We start from the raw sequence: 15,818 nt of genomic DNA, 5'->3' as shown, positions 1-15,818 counted from the left end.
ACACCCGAGGTTACGGGAGCACCACAATGACTGAGATCGCCTTTGACGACCTGGAGGGCCTGCGCGCCACCATCACAGAGGAGTGGAGCAACTGGGGACCTGAATACGAGATGACCCAGGAGAAGGTGAACCAGTTCGCCGAGCTGACCGGTGACCATCAGTGGATCCACGTGGACGTGGAGCGGGCCACCGCCGGCCCGTTCGGCGGCCCGATCGCCCACGGGTTCTTCACCCTCAGCTTGCTGCCCATCCTGAACCGCACCGGCGAGGTCAGGATCACCGGCCAGACCAACGTCGTGAACTACGGCGCCGACGGGCTTCGGATGCTGGCACCGGTGCCGGTGGGTTCGACGCTGCACGCCCGCAACCGGATCACCGATGTCCGCGAGCACAAGAAGGGCACGCTGGTGGCCACCCGGGTGGCCATCCACGTGGTGGGCAACGACGACGTTCCCGCTGTGCTCTACGACGCCCTCAGCCTGTACCAGGGCTGATCGTGTCGGATCGGGGCCGGTCCCCGCTGGGCCCTAGTTGTTCTTGACCGTCATGCCACCATCGACCATCAGTAGGTGGCCGGTGATGTAGCTCGATGCCGGCAGGGCCAGGTGGAGGATGCCGTGGGCCACCTCTTCGGGTTCGGCATAGCGCCGGGCTGGCACCCGCCGTCGGGCGAACTTCACCTTGGCCTCCTCGGGGATCCCGGCCGTCATGCCGGTGTCGATCGGGCCGGGACCCACGGCGTTGACGGTTATCCCCGTCTCTCCCAGTTCCACGGCCAGGGCCCGGGTTAGGCCCACCACCCCGTGTTTGGCCGCCGTGTAGGCCGACGTGGACGGTGAGCCACCCACCCCTTCGGTGGATGAGACGTTCACGATCCGTCCGGCGGATGATGCCCGCAGGTGGCCCAGAGCCGCCCGAATGGTCAGGGTCATGCCGGTGAGCATCACGTCCAACGCTCCCTGCCAGACGTCGCCGTAGTCGACATCCTCGATCGGAGCGCCGGCCGGGATGCCGGCGTTGTTGACCAGCACGTCCAGGCCTCCACCGTGATCAACGGCCTCGGCCACCACCTGCCGGACTGCCGCCTCGTCGGAGACGTCCAAGGCCCACGCCCGGGCCCGACCCCCGACCGAAGTGATCTCGTCGGCCACTGTGGTCGCTCGGCTCCCGTCGAGGTCGGTGACAGCGACGATGGCCCCTTCGTCGGCGAACAGGTGGGCGGTGGCTCGTCCGATCCCCGACCCGGCACCGGTGACCAGCACCCGGTGACCGTCCACCGACCTGCTCAGACGCGAGAGTCGGGTTGGTGCGGGGGCTCCGGAATGGGTCATGGCTGGAGTCTCGCGTGGGGGCGTACCCTCCGGCGACCCGGTCCCATAGGCGTTCCGATCGGCGACCCCACGTTGCCCTGATGGTCTGTCAGGTCCAATGATGTGGGAATGAGCGAATCGACCTTCCCTGACGACGTGGCAGCCATCGACACGATGATGGGCACCCGGGCGGGCCCTAACGCCAGGCTCAACTACGAGAACCTGTCCGGGATCAAGGACGATGCCTCCAAGGAGATGAACTTCCCGGCCCAGTACATGTTCAAGGACGTGCCGTTCTCCGATCAGGCCCGCGGTACCGACGGCGAACTCCAGGACCCACCGCAGGGTGCCGATCTGTGCCTGCCGTTCATGGACCGCAACAACGTGCAGATGGCCATGATCGGCATCGGTCCCGGCAAGTCCGAGGGTCGGGCCATGATCGAAGAGCATCCGGACCGGTTCTTCGCCTGTCACGAGCCGGATCCCAATGAGGTCATGGGGTCGATCCGGACCATCCGCCAGCTCCACCGCGACGCCGGGCTGAAGGCGGTCACCGCCTTCCCGAGCGGCCGCAACCCCCAGGTCCCCATCGACGACCCGAAGATGTACGCCATCTACGCCACGTGCTGCGAGCTGGACATCCCCGTCTTCTGCTGCGCCGGGGTCCCCGGACCCCGCCTGCCGTTCGCCCCCCAGCACGTCGAGTTGATCGACCAGGTGATGTACGACTTCCCCGACCTGGTGTTTGTCACCCGGCACGGCTGCGAACCGTGGGGGGACCTGATCGTCAAGTTGATGCTGAAGTGGCCGAACCTCCACTACTCCACCTCGGCATTCGCCCCGAAGCACTACCCGAAGGCCATTGTCGACTACGCGAACACCCGGGGCGCCGACAAGGTCATCTACGCCGGCTACTTCCCCATGGGCCTGTCATTGGACCGCATCTTCACCGAACTGCGCAACGTGCCGTTCAAGGCCGAGGTGTGGCCGAAGTTCCTCCGCGAGAACGCCATCCGGGTGCTCAAGCTGGATGCCTGACTCGCTTCCCGACTGGGCCCGGACCCAGCGGGAGTGGCTACGACCCACCGTGGTGGGGCGACTGGGCATTCATCCGCCGTGGTGCGATCCGGTCGGCGAGGTCCCAGTCTCGATCGATCCGGGGCCGACCTTCGGACACGGAGCCCACCCCACTACCGCCCTCGTGCTGGCCGAGGTGGACCGACTAGCCGGGCCGAACATGAGCATGCTGGACGTGGGCTGCGGCTCGGGTGTGCTGGCAATCGCTGCGGCCCGCCTAGGTGCCGGACCGGTGGTCGGCATCGACGTGGAGGCCGATGCCGTTGCCTGGACCCGTACCAACGCGGTGGCCAACGCCGTAGACGTCTCGGCGTCCACCACGCCCATCACCGATGTGCCCGGCACCTTCGACCTGGTGCTGGCCAACGTGCTGCCGGTGGTGCACGACGCCATAGCGCCGGCGGTGGCCGCCCGGCGGGCCGAACAGGGCGTTCTGGTGGTCAGCGGCATCCCCGATGAGCACGCCGACCGGGTAGTCGGCTGCTACGTGGCGTTCGGTCTGACCGAGGAGCGCCGTACCAGCATCGACGGCTGGACGGCGGCAGTGCTGACGGGTCCCTTCGCCGGCTAGCCCTGGGGGCCGACGCTGCCCGCGGCGCGCAACTCTGCGATCCGTTCAGCCGAGACGCCCAACTCGGCCAGTACCTCGTCGGTCTGTTCGCCGATGCCTGGCGCCATGGTCGGTGTGGGAGGCAACTGGCCCTGGATGTAGACGGGCAGCGGCAGCTGTTCGGCGCCCACGTCGTCGATCTCATAGAAGGGCAGGCGATGGGCGAACTGGGGATCGTCGGGCGCCGTCTTGGGCGTATTCACCGGCGCTATCGGCGTGTTGGCCTCGTTGGAGAAGTCCAACCACTCGGCGCAGGTCCTGGTGGCGAAGATGGCCTTCAGTTCGGCCTGCATCTCCTTGTTGTGGCGGGCGTGGTCGGCGTACTTGGAGCCGGGCCACCGCTCGAACATGTCCATGCGGTCCACCCCCTCGCAGAAGTTGCGCCAAAAGGCCTGCTCGGAGGCCATGAACAGCACGTGTCCGTCGGACGCCTCGTAGATCTGGTAGCGGACGCCCTCCCACATGCCGGCTAGGCCGGGCTCGCGTCGCTCGTAGTCGTCGGCGGCGTTGCCGGTCACCACGTCGGCCGGACGTTCGTAGGCCTTGTAGGTCTCGATTCGGTACCAGTCCATGTAGGCGGCAGCATCGGACTGGGCCACCTCTAGGGACGTGCCCTCACCGGTCTCCCGGGCACTGATGACGGCGGCGAGGATGCCCAGGGCGGCCACCATCGGGCCTACGTTGATGCCCACGTTGGGCAGCACGGGGATGCGGGTGAACCCCTCGTCGTCGACCACCGGCTCGATCAGGCCAGCCCACGTGTCGTAGGCGATGCCGTGGCTGGGCATGTCTCGGTACGGACCGGTGGCGCCGTAGCCGGACAGGGTGCAGAACACGATCCGTGGGTTGACCGCCTGGAGATCCTCGAAGCCCAGGCCAAGCTTGGCCAGCGACCCCGGACGCATGGCCTCCACGACCACGTCGGCATTCCGGACCAGGTCGCGGTAGATCTCCAGGCCGTCCTCGGTCTTGAGATCCAAGCAGATGCTCCGCTTGCCACGGTGGGTGTGGAGGTGGAGCAGCGAATTGCCCTCGATGATGGGCCAAGTCATCTGCCGGACGTAGTCGCCGGCCGGCGGTTCGACCTTTATCACGTCGGCCCCAAGGTCGGCCAAGAACGTGGTCACCAGACCCGGCCCGAGCAGGGAACTCTCCACCACCTTGACTCCGGCCAGTGGCCGGTTGGCGTCTGCGCCCACGATCGTGCTGCCTCTCCGGCCGTTGTTCGACCCTGGTGCCTGGCCCGGGGGGACAGGTCAAATCTGACAGACCGTCAGATTACCCGCCCCGAGCCCGACTCCGTAGGCTCGGGCGATGGCCAACGCGATGCACCTACTCCACGTGATGTCGCACCAGTCAGACGCCCCACAGACGATCGGTAGCGACACGCGCCGCAGGGTTTGGGGCTACGCCCGTCCCTACCGGTCCAAGGTGGCCGGCTTCCTGGCCGTGGTCACCGCCTCGTCACTCCTCGGCGTGGTGCCACCCCTCCTCTTCCGGGAGATCATCGACGGAGCCATCGTGGCCGGCGACCGCGACCGCCTCACCGTGCTCGGCCTCCTGGTGGTAGCCGCTGCGCTGGCCCAAGCCGCCTTGGCCTTCGTGGAGCGGTGGGCTTCGGCCACCGTCGGCGAGGGCCTTATCTTCGACCTGCGGGTCTCCCTGTTCGACCACGTACAGCGGCTGCCCATCTCGTTCTTCACCCGCACCCAGACCGGGGCGCTGGTCAGCCGCCTCAACAACGACGTGATCGGTGCCCAGCGGGCGCTCACCGGCACGTTGGGCACCGTGGTCTCCAACGCCATCACGGCGGCCACCACCCTGCTCACCCTGTTCCTGCTGGAGTGGCGGGTCACCCTGCTGGCCATGGTGCTGCTGCCGTTGTTCATCCTCCCGGCTCGCCGGGTCGGGCGCACGGTGGCCGACATCACCCGGGAGGGCATGAACCTCAACGCCTCGATGAACGTCACCATGACCGAACGGTTCAACGTGTCGGGTGCCCAACTGGTCAAGCTGTTCGGGCGCCCCAGCGAGGAGACCGACGGGTTCGCCAGACGAGCCGGACGGGTGCGCGACATCGGCATCCGCAACGCCCTGTTCAGCCGGGCCTTCGTCATCGCCCTGACCCTGCTGGGAGCCACCGGCACGGCCATCGTCTACTGGGTGGGCGGCTCGCTGGCCATCAGCGGCTCCATCACCATCGGGACCCTGGCATCCATGGGCGTGCTGGTGGCCCAGCTCTACGGGCCGCTGGCACAGTTGACCAATGCCCGGGTGGACGTCATGTCGGCCTTCGTGTCCTTTGAACGGGTCTTCGAGGTGCTCGACGCCCCGAACCCGGTGGCCGACTCACCCGATGCCCATCCACTGCCCGCCGAAGCGGCCACGGGGCACCTGGCCTTCCACGACGTGTCGTTCCGCTACCCAGCTGCTGACGACACCTCGGTGGCCTCGCTGGAGACAGATGCCACCCCCGACGAGCCGGGCCGGATCGTGCTCGACGGCATCGACCTGACCGTCGGCCCGGGCCAGATGCTGGCCATTGTTGGCCCGTCCGGATCCGGCAAGTCCACCCTGGCCTCTCTCGTCCCCCGGCTCTACGACGTGACCGACGGATCGATCACCCTCGACGGTCACGACCTACGCACGTTGTTTCAGGAAGAGTTGCGGTCCCGTATCGGCATGGTCACCCAGGACCCGCACCTGTTCCACGACACGGTGGGCGCCAACCTGCGCTACGCCCGTCCCGGGGCCACCGACGCCGACCTGGATGAGGCTTGTCGGGCGGCCCGCATCCTCGACGTGGTTCGACGACTGCCGGACGGCTACGAAACGGTGGTCGGCGAACGAGGCCACCGGATGTCGGGTGGCGAGAAGCAGCGTCTGGCCATCGCTCGCCTGCTGCTCAAGGACCCTGCCGTGGTCATCCTCGACGAGGCCACCAGCCACCTCGATACCGAGAACGAGGCCATAGTCCAGTTGGCCCTGGCCGACGCGCTGGCCGGTCGAACGGCCGTTGTCATCGCCCACCGGCTTTCCACGGTGGTCGACGCCGACGAGATCGTGGTCCTCGACGAGGGAAAGATCGTCGAACGGGGTCGCCACAGCGAGTTGCGCGACGCCGGCGGCCTGTACGCGGAACTATGGGAGGCTCTGGTACGAGGGGAAACTGAGGCTGAGGCTGGGGCCGGAATCGGACTGGACGGTCCCTGACCGGTACCGTCGGGGAGTGGCCAGCCCCCAAACCCGTCCACCCACCGTCATACTCGCCGGGGCCCGTACCCCCATGGGTCGATTCCAGGGCGGCCTGTCGTCGCTGACAGCGACTGATCTGGGCGCCGGAGCCATCGCGGCGGCCATCGATCGCTCGGGAATCACTCCCGAGGACGTCGACTTCGCCTACCTGGGCAACGTTGTGGCCGCCGGTGTCGGCCAGGTGCCAGCACGTCGGGCCGCCGCCGATGCGGGGATTCCCCTCACCGTGCCCAGCACGTTGCTGAACCGGGCCTGCCTGTCGGGGCTGCATGCCATCCACCTGGCCTCCCAGATGATCCGCCTCGGCGAAGCCGACACCGTGGTGGCTGGCGGCATGGAGTCCATGACCAATGCCCCCTACTTGCTCACCAAGGCCCGCTCCGGCTACCGCATCGGTGACGGGGCGGTCGTCGATTCGATGATGGCCGACGGCCTGACCTGCACGCTCGAACATTGCGCCATGGGTGAGGCCACCGAACGTTACGCCTCCGAACTGGGCCTGGCCCGCGAGCCCCAGGACGCCTTTGCCGCCGCATCTCACGAGCGGGCCGCCCGAGCCCAGAAGGACGGCCTGTTCGCCACCGAGATCGTGCCGGTGAGCATTCCCCAGAGAAGGGGTGAACCGGTAGTGGTGTCTGATGACGAGGGCATCCGGACTGACGCCGACGCCGAGTCGATGGGCCGCCTGCCAGCCGCCTTTGCTCCCGACGGGAATCTCACCGCTGGCAACGCCTCGCAGATCTCGGACGGCGCCGCCGCCTGCATCGTGACCACCATGGACCGAGCCGAGGCCCTAGGCATCGCCCCGTTAGCCGAGGTGGTATCTCATGGTCAGGTGGCCGGTCCCGACGCCAGCTTGCTCCACCAGCCCAGCAACGCCATTAGCGTGGCTCTCGATCGGGCTGGCCTGACCGTTGCCGACATGGACCTGTTGGAGATCAATGAAGCGTTCGCCGCGGTGGCTCTGGCGTCGATGGACGCCCTCGGGGTGACCGACGAGATCGTCAACGTGAACGGTGGTGCCATCGCCCTGGGTCACCCCATTGGGATGTCTGGCACCCGCATTGCCCTCACGTTGGCCCACGAGTTGGCCCGACGGGGTGGAGGCCTCGGGGCCGCCGGCCTGTGTGGCGGCGGCGGTCAGGGCGAGGCCATGGTCCTGCGGGTCGCCGCATGATCTCCGACGCCGAAGGTCCAACCGACGAAGCCACCAACCAGCCCTCCAGTGGGCCCACCGCCCAGGTCGCCGAGGGAACCCTCAAGGGGCGGCACCGCAAGGGTGTCGAGTTGTTCGCCGGAATCCCCTACGCGGCCCCGCCGACCGGTGACCGGCGGTTCCGGGCCCCCGAACCTCCCGAACCGTGGGACGGCGTGCGCGACGCACGACGCTTCGGCCCGGCCGCGCCACAGTTGCCCGGCACCGGCCTGACCAGCAACTTCGAGGTCCGCTGGGACGAGGACTGTCTCACCCTGAACGTCGTCACCCCGGGCTGCACGGTCCCTGACGGAGGAGCCGGCCGCCCCGTCTACGTGTGGATCCACGGCGGCGCCTACAAACACGGTCAGGGCGCTACCCCGTGGTACGACGGGACCTCCTTCGCTACCCGGGGCGACATCGTGGTCGTCACTATCAACTACCGGCTAGGCGCCCTCGGCTTCTGCGACCTGGCCAGCCACCTCGGCGACGACTTCGCCACGTGTGGCATTAACGGCACCCTGGACCAACTGGCCGCCCTGCAGTGGGTGCAGGCGAACATCGCGGCGTTCGGCGGCGACCCCGAGCGAATCACCATCGGCGGCGAGTCGGCCGGTGCGTTCAGCGTGTGCAACCTGCTGGCCATGGAGGCCGCCGACGGCCTGTTCCACCGGGCCATCGCGCAGAGCGGGGCCTGCCACCACACGTTCGGCCCCGTTGACGGCAGGGAGATAGCCGGAGAGTTCCTGAATCAGTTGGGCAACCCATCGGCCGACGTCCTCATGGCCCTACCCGTCGATGACCTGTTGCAGGCCATGGAGCGGGTCAGCGAGGAAAGCGGCCAACGCACGGGCCGTAGCCAGGAGCCCTTCTATCCGGTGTGGGGCCACGACCTTCTCCCCCGCGACCCCCGGGACCTGATGGCCGACGGCGCCGGGGCGACGGTGCCCCTGCTGACCGGCACCAATGAAGACGAGTTGGCCCTCTGGGGCGTAACCAACATGTCCGACGATGACTTGACCGAGATGGTCGGCGGCCTGACCGACGATCCCGATGCCCTGCTGGCCCCCTACCGCGACCGACTGGACGGATCGGACGGACCGGCAGCTCCCGGCTGGGTGGCGTGCGCCATCGGCTCGGACCGGGTGTTCGGCGTACCGGCGGCCCGCCATGCCGAATACCGCCATCCTCACAGTGCCGAGACCTGGATGTACCGGTTCTCGTGGGACTCTCGGGCCTTCGACGGGCTGTTCGGGGCCGCCCACGCCCTGGAGATCCCGTTCACGTTCAACACCGTGACCCGACCCGGCGTCGATACCTTCCTGGGCCCGGGCGAGACTCCTACCGCTCTGGCCGAAGCCATGCACGACGCTTGGATTGCCTTCATCCGCGACGGAGACCCGTCGACCGCGGCACTCGGCGACTGGCCTCGCTACACGCCCGACGACCGGCTGGTCATGAACCTCGACGACCAGTGCGGTCTGCTGACCGATCCTCGACCCGCCGAACGCTCAGTCTGGGAGCACCTCATCCGATGACTCCTGTACGCGGTGACGAGCCCGCCATGGACGCGAGCGGCAGGACCATGCGGGTACTTGTCATGGGCGGCACCCAGTTCAACGGGCTGGCCCTCGTCCACGAACTCGCCCGATGTGGCCACGATGTCACCATCGTCAACCGCGGCCAGACCGAGGCGCCGCTACCCGGCGGCATCCACCGCCTCTATGCAGATCGCACCGACCACGACCAGATGCGCCAGGTCCTGGGCAACGAGGCGCTCGGTGGTCGGGAGTTCGACGTGGTGCTGGACATGAGCGCTTACCACCCCGATGACGTCAACCTCATGATGGAGATCTTCGAGGGACGCACCGGGCAGTACGTGTTCGCCAGTTCCACGGTGGTCTATGCGGCGGCCGACATGTTGCCCATTGACGAGGACCACCCCGTCCAACGCGACCACCCCCAGATTGAATATGGCGGCAACAAGCTCTTGTGCGAGGACGCCCTGATGGCCGCCCACACTGAACGGGGATTTCCGGCAACCGTCGTCTACTTCTCGATGGTCTACGGCCCCCGCAACATCATCCCGGACCGCGAGCAGCGCATGTACGCCCGCCTGGAGGCTGGCCGACCGGTCATGGTGCCCGGTGACGGGACCACGGTGTCCCAGGTGGGCCACGTTGACGACCAGGCCCGGGCACTGGAGGCTGTCATGCACGCCCCAGCCACCATTGGTCGGCGCTACAACCTCACCGGGAAGGGCTTCCACACCGACCTGGGCTACGTGGCCACCACCGCGGCCCACCTCGGCGTGGACCCCGACATCCGCTTCATCCCGGCGACCACCATGGATGCCCTGTGGGACGGCGACATCGAGATCGCCGTGGACAGTGGAGCGAGAGCCAACATCGATATCCGCACCACCGATGAGGCCCGGAGACGTCAGCAGTCGGTGCGTCACCGGTTCAAGTTCGCCTCGGTGGTGCCCCGGTTGGCCCCCAACATCCATCGTTGGAACCGCAACGTGGTCTTCGGCATCGACGCGTTGCGACGCGACACCGGTTGGGAACCTCGCCACGACCTGGCGTCGATGGTGGCCCAGACGCACGACTGGCACGTCGAGACAGGTGGCCGAGACTATGACTGGACCTACGAGGACGAGCTCCTCAAGCTCCTGGACTGAGCATCTGTCCTGTGGCCTGTCACGAGGGCTACAGGGCGCTTAGGTGGACGGGAGGTGGCAGGCCACAAAGTGGTCTTCGCCAATCTCTTGCATCACCGGCTCCTCGGTGGCACACCTGTCGATCGCCAATGGGCATCGGGTCCGGAATCGACAACCGGACGGCGGGTCGGTGGGCGACGGAAGATCGTCACCCAAAACTGCATCGGCTACACCCACCGACTGGGCTGGTTCGGGTGCCGACGCGAGCAGCGCCCTGGTGTACGGGTGGGCCGGGGCGTCGTAGAGGCGATCAGCACCGCCCACCTCGCATATCTTCCCTAGGTACATCACGACGACTCGATCGCTCACGTTGCGGACCACCGACAGGTCGTGGCTGATGAACACAAGGCTCAGGTCGTAGCGGGCCTTCATGTCCTCCAGGAGGTTCAGGATCTTTGCCTGGACTGAGACGTCGAGAGCTGAGACTGGTTCGTCACAGATCAGGATCTCCGGGTTCACGGTCAGCGCCCGGGCGATGGAGATCCGCTGGCACTGCCCGCCGGAGAACTGGTGTGGCCGGTGGGATGCCGCCAAAACCGGGTCGATGCCTACAGCGTGAAGGACTTCCTCGACTCGTTCCCTTCCTTCGGTTCCGATGTCTCCGTTGGACCAAATTTCGAGACCCTCACTGACGATGTCTTTCACCCGCCTCCGCGGGTTCAGCGACGAGATTGGGTCCTGGAAGATCATCTGGAGTCTCGGCCGTACATCGCGCAGGTCGTGGCCTGACAGACGGGTCAGGTCGATCTCATTTTCGGAGCTGGGGTCCAGGACCACCCGACCGCTGGTGGGTGGCGGAAGCTGAACTATGGCCCGAGCTGTCGTGGACTTGCCGCAGCCGGATTCGCCAACGATGCCCAGGGTCTCCCCCTTCCGGAGGTCGAAAGAGACGTCCGACACGGCGTGGACCACACGGTTGCGACCGACCGGGAACTCCTGGACGAGGTTCTCCACCCGGAGGATGATGTCCTCGCCGCTTCGGAGTTGGATGGTGCCACGGCCCGCCATCAGATTTGTTCCCCTAGACCGTCGGTGACTGCCCCGGTCGGCACTCCGGACTGGTGGATCTCCAACCCGGTCGCCGTGTGGCCCCGCGCTGCGTTGGCTGCTAGAGCCGTCTCGGCGGCTGGGGTCCTGACCGGTGTGTGACACGCAACGTGGTGGCCGTTGCCAAGGGCCGTCAGGGGTGGGCCCTGCGCCACGCAAAGGTCGGTCGCGTAGCGGCACCGATCGGCAAACGGGCATCCGGCGGGTGGACTGGTAGTAACCGGTGGTTGGCCAGGGATCGGCACCAGTCGTGTATGGCTGGCTGAGTTGATCTTCGGAATGGTTTCAATCAGAGCCTCGGTGTAGGGGTGGCCCTGCTGGGAGAAGACCGCTCCGGTGGAGGCCTCTTCCATGGTTCGACCGGCGTACATGACCATCACTTCGTCAGTCCGGCCTTTGACGACGCCGAGGTCGTGGGTGACGAGGATCATCGCCATCCCCCGTGCGGTACGAAGATCGTCGAGCAGGTCCAAGATGTGCTTCTGGACGGTGACGTCCAACGACGTGGTGGGTTCATCGGCAATGAGTATCCGTGGTTCGCACGCCAGGGCCGCTGCGATTACTACCCGTTGGCGGAGGCCTCCTGATAGTTGGTGGGGGTATTCGTCGAGCCTTCTTCCCGGTTCGGGAATCCCTACTTGTTCGAGTAGGTCGCCTGCTTGACGGCGAGCTGCCGTTCTCGTCTGTCCGAGGTGATAGCGCACTGATTCGGCGATCTGTTCGCCGACCTTCTTGACCGGATTGAGTGACGTCATCGGGTCCTGGAAGACCATGGAGATCTCAACGCCCCAGAGGTGCTTCTCGGTCTTCCGTTCGGCGGCCAGGGCGCGTAGGTCTCGACCATCGAAGTTCACCGAACCGTCGACCAGGGCATAGGAGGGAAGAAGGTTCATCAGGGTCTTGGCTGTCACTGTTTTTCCTGAACCGGATTCCCCGACGATTCCCATGGACTGGCCGGCTTCGAGGTCGAAAGACACCCCGTCGACGGCATGCACCATCCCGATCGGGGTCGGGAATACCACCTTTAGGTCCCGGACACTCAGCAATGGTGCTTGTCGACCGGTCATTGTCCGAGGCCTGTTTCTCGGACGTTGAAGAAATCGCGGAGGTAGTCGCCGATGTAGTTGATCGACGCGAGGGTGAGGAACATCACGGTGATGGGACCGAACGCGACCCACGGAGAGTCTCGTAGGACCCTGCTTCCCGAGCCGTTACGAATGAGCTTCCCCCACGTCTCTCCCTTCTCGATTGACAGGCCGAGGAACGCCAGGCCGCCCTCGGCCAAGATCGCTGAGGCCACTCCTAGGAGCACCAGGGCTCCCATGGGGATGACGACGTTGGGGAGAAGTTCTCGAAAGAGGATGCGGGAGTTTCGTGCCCCAAGAGTCCTCGCGGCGATCACGAATTCCCTTTCGGCAAAGCTCAGTGTCGCGGCACGGGCCAGCCGTCCCACTGGCGCGATACCGCCGATGGCCAGTACCACCGAGATGGTCAGGACACTTCGATCGATCAGCGCGATTATGAGAATCACCAGCACGATGCCTGGGAAGGACAGCACGACGAGGAAGAGGAACGAGGCGAGCCGGTCAAACCAGCCCCTTACCAGGCCAGCAACCATCCCTAGAGTTCCTCCGACGATGAAACTCATCGTGACGGTCATGAAGCCAACGGCCAGGGAGACGCGGGCCCCGCTGATGATCCGCGAGAACATGTCGCGGGCATCTTGGTCTGTTCCGAACCAGTGGTCGGCCGACGGCGGATAGGGCGGGCGTTCTCCAGGTCGAATGAAATAGTCGGTGGGGTCCTTGAGGGGAAGAACTGGAGCAAGCAGTGCCACACCGACTATGAGGAAGATCCAGCCCATTGGGAGCCAGAAGCCCAACCCGAGCCGACGCGCCTTGACCGCTCCAGAGGACTCATCCATCGGGGGTTCGGCTGTGAGCTTCACTGTCGGACTCTGGGGTCGATGATCGAATAGAGGACGTCGACGACGAAGTTCATGACAACGAATCCTGCGGTCAGAATCATCACCAGGGCGAGTACCACGGGGAAGTCCTCACGGAAGATCGATTCGACGAACAACGATCCGATCCCTGGGATTCCGAAAATCAGTTCAACGATGAGGGCCCCACCGAACACGGCCCCTGCGTTGATCCCGAAAAGGGTGACCACCGAGAACAACGACGGTCGCAGGGCATGCCGGAAAAGGATGTGCCTCCGAGACAGGCCCTTGGCCCGGGCCATCAAGATGAAGTCCTCCTGAAGGGTGGTGATCATGTCGGTCCGCAGGAGCCGCTGGTAGACAGCGGCGCCGCCCAGGGCCAGGGTCAGTGCGGGAAGGACCAGTTGGTGCATGCGTTGCCAAAACGGGTCACCGGCGTCGAACCTGACGGGCATCCAGCCGAGGCGGAAACCAACCGCGTAGAGGAGGACCACACCAAGGGCGAAGTTGGGTATCGATACGAGGAAGAACGCCACGCCGGTCGACAGCCGATCTAGGCCCTTTTTTGATGTTGAACCCGACCACAAGCCCCACGGGATACCGATGGCCAGCGTGAAGGTCATGGCCATTCCAGAAAGGGCCAGTGTTCGGGGAAGGCGTTCCTTGATTACCTCGCTTACCGGTGGTTGTCCGGAAGCTGAGAACCGGACTCCGAAGTCTCCTGTGACGAAGTCTCCGAGCCACCGGACGTAACGTTCGGGAAGCGGGCGGTCGAGGTAAAACTGCTCCTTGGCCGCTTGGATCTTGGCGAGGTTTTCCGGATTTTCGGTGTCACCGGCAACCGGGCCAAGGATGTTGAAGAGCGGATCGCCCAGGAGGTTCATCGCTCCGAAGGTGAACATGGACACCGCAAGCAAGAGCGCGATGAGCATGCCCACCCGGAGACCCCAGAATCTCATCTCGGTGGCAGAGCTCTAATTTGAAGTCTGGGGACCGCCCCTCTGCAATCCGGGTTAGCCCTCCGACAGCCAGAGGGTACGAACCCCAGCGACCCCGTCACTAGGACAGAAGATCCGGTGTCCCTCAGGTGTGTCTGCCTCGCAAACCCCGTGCACGTTGTCAGCAAAGGAGTTGGTCCACTGGACGTGCGTGAGGAAAATGTACAGGTAGTCGTCGTGGAGCTTCTGCGCCAGTTCCTGGAACAACGGCGTGCGGATGGCTTCATCGGTCGTCCCCGTGGCCTCCCACAACAGCGAATCGCGCTCTTCGTCGCAGTACTTCGGCCAGTTCAGGGAGATGAATCCCACCGTGCGGCACATCAGCCAGACGTTGTCGCCCTCGGGCCGGTACGAACCGAACTGGCGCCAGGCCACCGCGTTATACCACCCCAGTGCCGCGTTCTGAATGTGCTGCTGCTGGTTGTTCAGGTCGAAGTCCACGTTGAACGCGACACTCCAACCCTTCTCCATCAACTCTGCCGACCGCTGGTTTACAACAGAGCCTTCGACAAACATGTACTCCATGTTGATCTTTCCGTTGCTGCAGTTTTCTGGCAGGTCTGCGCAGTATTCGGCAGCCATAGCAACAGCCTCATCGGGCATGTCGGCTTCCTGCTTGACGGCCGGGTTGTGATACGGGCTACCCGGTTCGAACAGTTGATCTGCAGACACCCCCAGACCAGCGGTAATCAGCGTCAAATAGTCCTGCTTCGGTGTGGCGTAGGCCAGAGCCTTTCGGGCCCGGATGTCGTCAAACGGGGCAACCGATGAGTTCAACATGATGAAGCTCTCGCCTCCGCCATGCGGCTTCTGACTGCGGAGGCTGTAAACCCCGTCTGAGTTCTCGAGGATCTCGATGTTCTCGTCATTGGTCGTATGTAGGGCGTGGACTTCTCCTGCCAGCAACAGGTCGGTCCGGGTATCCGGATCGGGGACGGGTATGTACTCGACGGCGTCGAGCCATACTTCGCCTCCCCAGTAGCCCTCATTGCGGACGAACCGCGTCACCGAATCCTCGGTCCGGCTGTCGAACCGGAACGGGCCGGAGCCAACCGGCTGCTGATCCAGGGTCGGGTCCTCCAGGGCGGCCACGAGCCATGCTTTTGAGGCCACCCAGGCGAGTTGGCTGGTCGGGCAGAAGTTCGCCCATGAGTCAAGGAGGTTGAACCGGACCGTGTACCGGTCTAGGGCCTCGAAAGCCCCCTCGGTCGGGTAGAACGGCATGACGGCCAGTCCGACCAACGGATCGTTTCGTTGGACCTCAGCGCTGTAGACGACGTCCTCTGCTGTCACCTCGTTGCCGTCGTGGAACAGGATTCCTTCACGAAGCTTGTAGGTCCATGAGGTGTAGTCCTCATTGTGTTCGAACGACTCAGCAAGACCCGGAATGCAGTCTCCGTCTACAGAACCGGTTGCGAGGGTGTCAAAGACGGCAGCTCCCATCACGTACCCGGCAGTCGAGATCGCCGACGAGGTTGGGTTGAGACCGTCGACATCAGCTTCGATGGCGTAGCGGAGGGTCCCTCCCCTCTGCGGCTTGGGTGCCGGTACGACGAGGTTGCCTTCGCCGAGCGACGAGCCGCCGGGGGCGTACTCGTAGACGACGTTGGCGTTGGACGCAGCAATGTCACCGGAGTCGGCGTGGCCGATCACGGTGATCTT

The 15,818-nt window shown here is 65.4% G+C and carries 14 protein-coding genes; 7 read left to right on the top strand and 7 right to left on the bottom strand.

Features of this window, described 5'->3' with window-relative positions; all coding sequences use genetic code 11:
• Window positions 1–26 precede the first annotated feature (26 nt).
• Window positions 27–494 carry a MaoC family dehydratase gene (locus tag QF777_11635; protein MDP6912193.1) on the top strand — a complete coding sequence of 156 codons (468 nt, stop codon included), beginning with the start codon at window positions 27–29 and terminating at the stop codon, window positions 492–494.
• Window positions 495–527: 33 nt separating this feature from the next.
• On the opposite strand, the gene QF777_11630 is transcribed toward QF777_11635, so the two are convergent.
• Window positions 528–1,331, bottom strand: a complete 804-nt coding sequence (locus tag QF777_11630; GenBank protein ID MDP6912192.1) for an SDR family NAD(P)-dependent oxidoreductase — start codon at window positions 1,329–1,331, stop codon at window positions 528–530.
• Window positions 1,332–1,439: 108 nt separating this feature from the next.
• Between QF777_11630 and QF777_11625 the strand changes: the two genes are divergently transcribed.
• Window positions 1,440–2,348 (top strand): amidohydrolase family protein, encoded by a 909-nt coding sequence (locus tag QF777_11625; GenBank protein ID MDP6912191.1) that lies wholly within the window; start codon window positions 1,440–1,442, stop codon window positions 2,346–2,348.
• Complete coding sequence (locus QF777_11620) at window positions 2,341–2,958, top strand: 50S ribosomal protein L11 methyltransferase (GenBank protein ID MDP6912190.1); 618 nt, start codon at window positions 2,341–2,343, stop codon at window positions 2,956–2,958. Before QF777_11625 ends, QF777_11620 begins: the two co-directional genes overlap by 8 nt.
• Here QF777_11620 and QF777_11615 read toward each other — a convergent pair.
• On the bottom strand, window positions 2,955–4,196 hold the full coding sequence (locus QF777_11615) for a CaiB/BaiF CoA-transferase family protein (protein ID MDP6912189.1): 1,242 nt from the start codon (window positions 4,194–4,196) through the stop codon (window positions 2,955–2,957). The genes QF777_11620 and QF777_11615 overlap by 4 nt on opposite strands.
• 115 nt (window positions 4,197–4,311) lie before the next feature.
• Between QF777_11615 and QF777_11610 the strand changes: the two genes are divergently transcribed.
• Genes QF777_11610 through QF777_11595 form a run of 4 tightly spaced genes read left to right on the top strand, consistent with a single transcriptional unit; the run spans window position 4,312 to window position 10,130 of the window.
• On the top strand, window positions 4,312–6,210 hold the full coding sequence (locus QF777_11610) for an ABC transporter ATP-binding protein (protein MDP6912188.1): 1,899 nt from the start codon (window positions 4,312–4,314) through the stop codon (window positions 6,208–6,210).
• A 16-nt stretch (window positions 6,211–6,226) separates the two neighbouring features.
• A complete protein-coding gene (locus QF777_11605) occupies window positions 6,227–7,429 on the top strand; it encodes an acetyl-CoA C-acyltransferase (GenBank protein MDP6912187.1) in 1,203 nt (400 codons plus the stop codon).
• On the top strand, window positions 7,426–8,985 hold the full coding sequence (locus QF777_11600; protein MDP6912186.1) for a carboxylesterase/lipase family protein: 1,560 nt from the start codon (window positions 7,426–7,428) through the stop codon (window positions 8,983–8,985). Before QF777_11605 ends, QF777_11600 begins: the two co-directional genes overlap by 4 nt.
• Complete coding sequence (locus QF777_11595; protein ID MDP6912185.1) at window positions 8,982–10,130, top strand: NAD-dependent epimerase/dehydratase family protein; 1,149 nt, start codon at window positions 8,982–8,984, stop codon at window positions 10,128–10,130. The genes QF777_11600 and QF777_11595 overlap by 4 nt, the downstream gene beginning before the upstream one ends.
• 39 nt (window positions 10,131–10,169) lie before the next feature.
• Here QF777_11595 and QF777_11590 read toward each other — a convergent pair whose 3' ends face one another.
• The 5 genes from QF777_11590 to QF777_11570 all read right to left on the bottom strand — a co-directional run.
• Window positions 10,170–11,177 (bottom strand): ATP-binding cassette domain-containing protein, encoded by a 1,008-nt coding sequence (locus QF777_11590; protein MDP6912184.1) that lies wholly within the window; start codon window positions 11,175–11,177, stop codon window positions 10,170–10,172.
• Complete coding sequence (locus tag QF777_11585) at window positions 11,177–12,283, bottom strand: ABC transporter ATP-binding protein (GenBank protein ID MDP6912183.1); 1,107 nt, start codon at window positions 12,281–12,283, stop codon at window positions 11,177–11,179. The genes QF777_11590 and QF777_11585 overlap by 1 nt, the downstream gene beginning before the upstream one ends.
• The gene (locus tag QF777_11580; GenBank protein ID MDP6912182.1) at window positions 12,280–13,140 is read right to left on the bottom strand and encodes an ABC transporter permease; all 861 of its coding nucleotides are present in this window, start codon (window positions 13,138–13,140) and stop codon (window positions 12,280–12,282) included. Before QF777_11580 ends, QF777_11585 begins: the two co-directional genes overlap by 4 nt.
• A gap of 20 nt (window positions 13,141–13,160) precedes the next feature.
• Window positions 13,161–14,090, bottom strand: coding sequence for an ABC transporter permease (locus QF777_11575; GenBank protein ID MDP6912181.1), 930 nt, complete (start codon window positions 14,088–14,090; stop codon window positions 13,161–13,163).
• Window positions 14,091–14,171: 81 nt separating this feature from the next.
• Window positions 14,172–15,818, bottom strand: a 1,647-nt coding sequence (locus QF777_11570; protein MDP6912180.1) for an ABC transporter substrate-binding protein, incomplete at its 5' end; no start/stop codon positions are given.

Source organism: Acidimicrobiales bacterium, assembly GCA_030747595.1.
Lineage (GTDB): Bacteria > Actinomycetota > Acidimicrobiia > Acidimicrobiales > MedAcidi-G1 > UBA9410.
This window is presented reverse-complemented; position numbering and strand designations above follow the sequence as displayed.

Coding starts and splice junctions, on each gene's coding strand:
- QF777_11635 (MDP6912193.1), top strand. CDS start 27: ATGACTGAGATCGCCTTTGACGACCTGGAGGGCCTGCGCGCCACCATC.
- QF777_11630 (MDP6912192.1), bottom strand. CDS start 1,331: ATGACCCATTCCGGAGCCCCCGCACCAACCCGACTCTCGCGTCTGAGC.
- QF777_11625 (MDP6912191.1), top strand. CDS start 1,440: ATGAGCGAATCGACCTTCCCTGACGACGTGGCAGCCATCGACACGATG.
- QF777_11620 (MDP6912190.1), top strand. CDS start 2,341: ATGCCTGACTCGCTTCCCGACTGGGCCCGGACCCAGCGGGAGTGGCTA.
- QF777_11610 (MDP6912188.1), top strand. CDS start 4,312: ATGGCCAACGCGATGCACCTACTCCACGTGATGTCGCACCAGTCAGAC.
- QF777_11600 (MDP6912186.1), top strand. CDS start 7,426: ATGATCTCCGACGCCGAAGGTCCAACCGACGAAGCCACCAACCAGCCC.
- QF777_11595 (MDP6912185.1), top strand. CDS start 8,982: ATGACTCCTGTACGCGGTGACGAGCCCGCCATGGACGCGAGCGGCAGG.
- QF777_11590 (MDP6912184.1), bottom strand. CDS start 11,177: ATGGCGGGCCGTGGCACCATCCAACTCCGAAGCGGCGAGGACATCATC.
- QF777_11585 (MDP6912183.1), bottom strand. CDS start 12,283: ATGACCGGTCGACAAGCACCATTGCTGAGTGTCCGGGACCTAAAGGTG.
- QF777_11580 (MDP6912182.1), bottom strand. CDS start 13,140: ATGGATGAGTCCTCTGGAGCGGTCAAGGCGCGTCGGCTCGGGTTGGGC.
- QF777_11575 (MDP6912181.1), bottom strand. CDS start 14,090: ATGCTCATCGCGCTCTTGCTTGCGGTGTCCATGTTCACCTTCGGAGCG.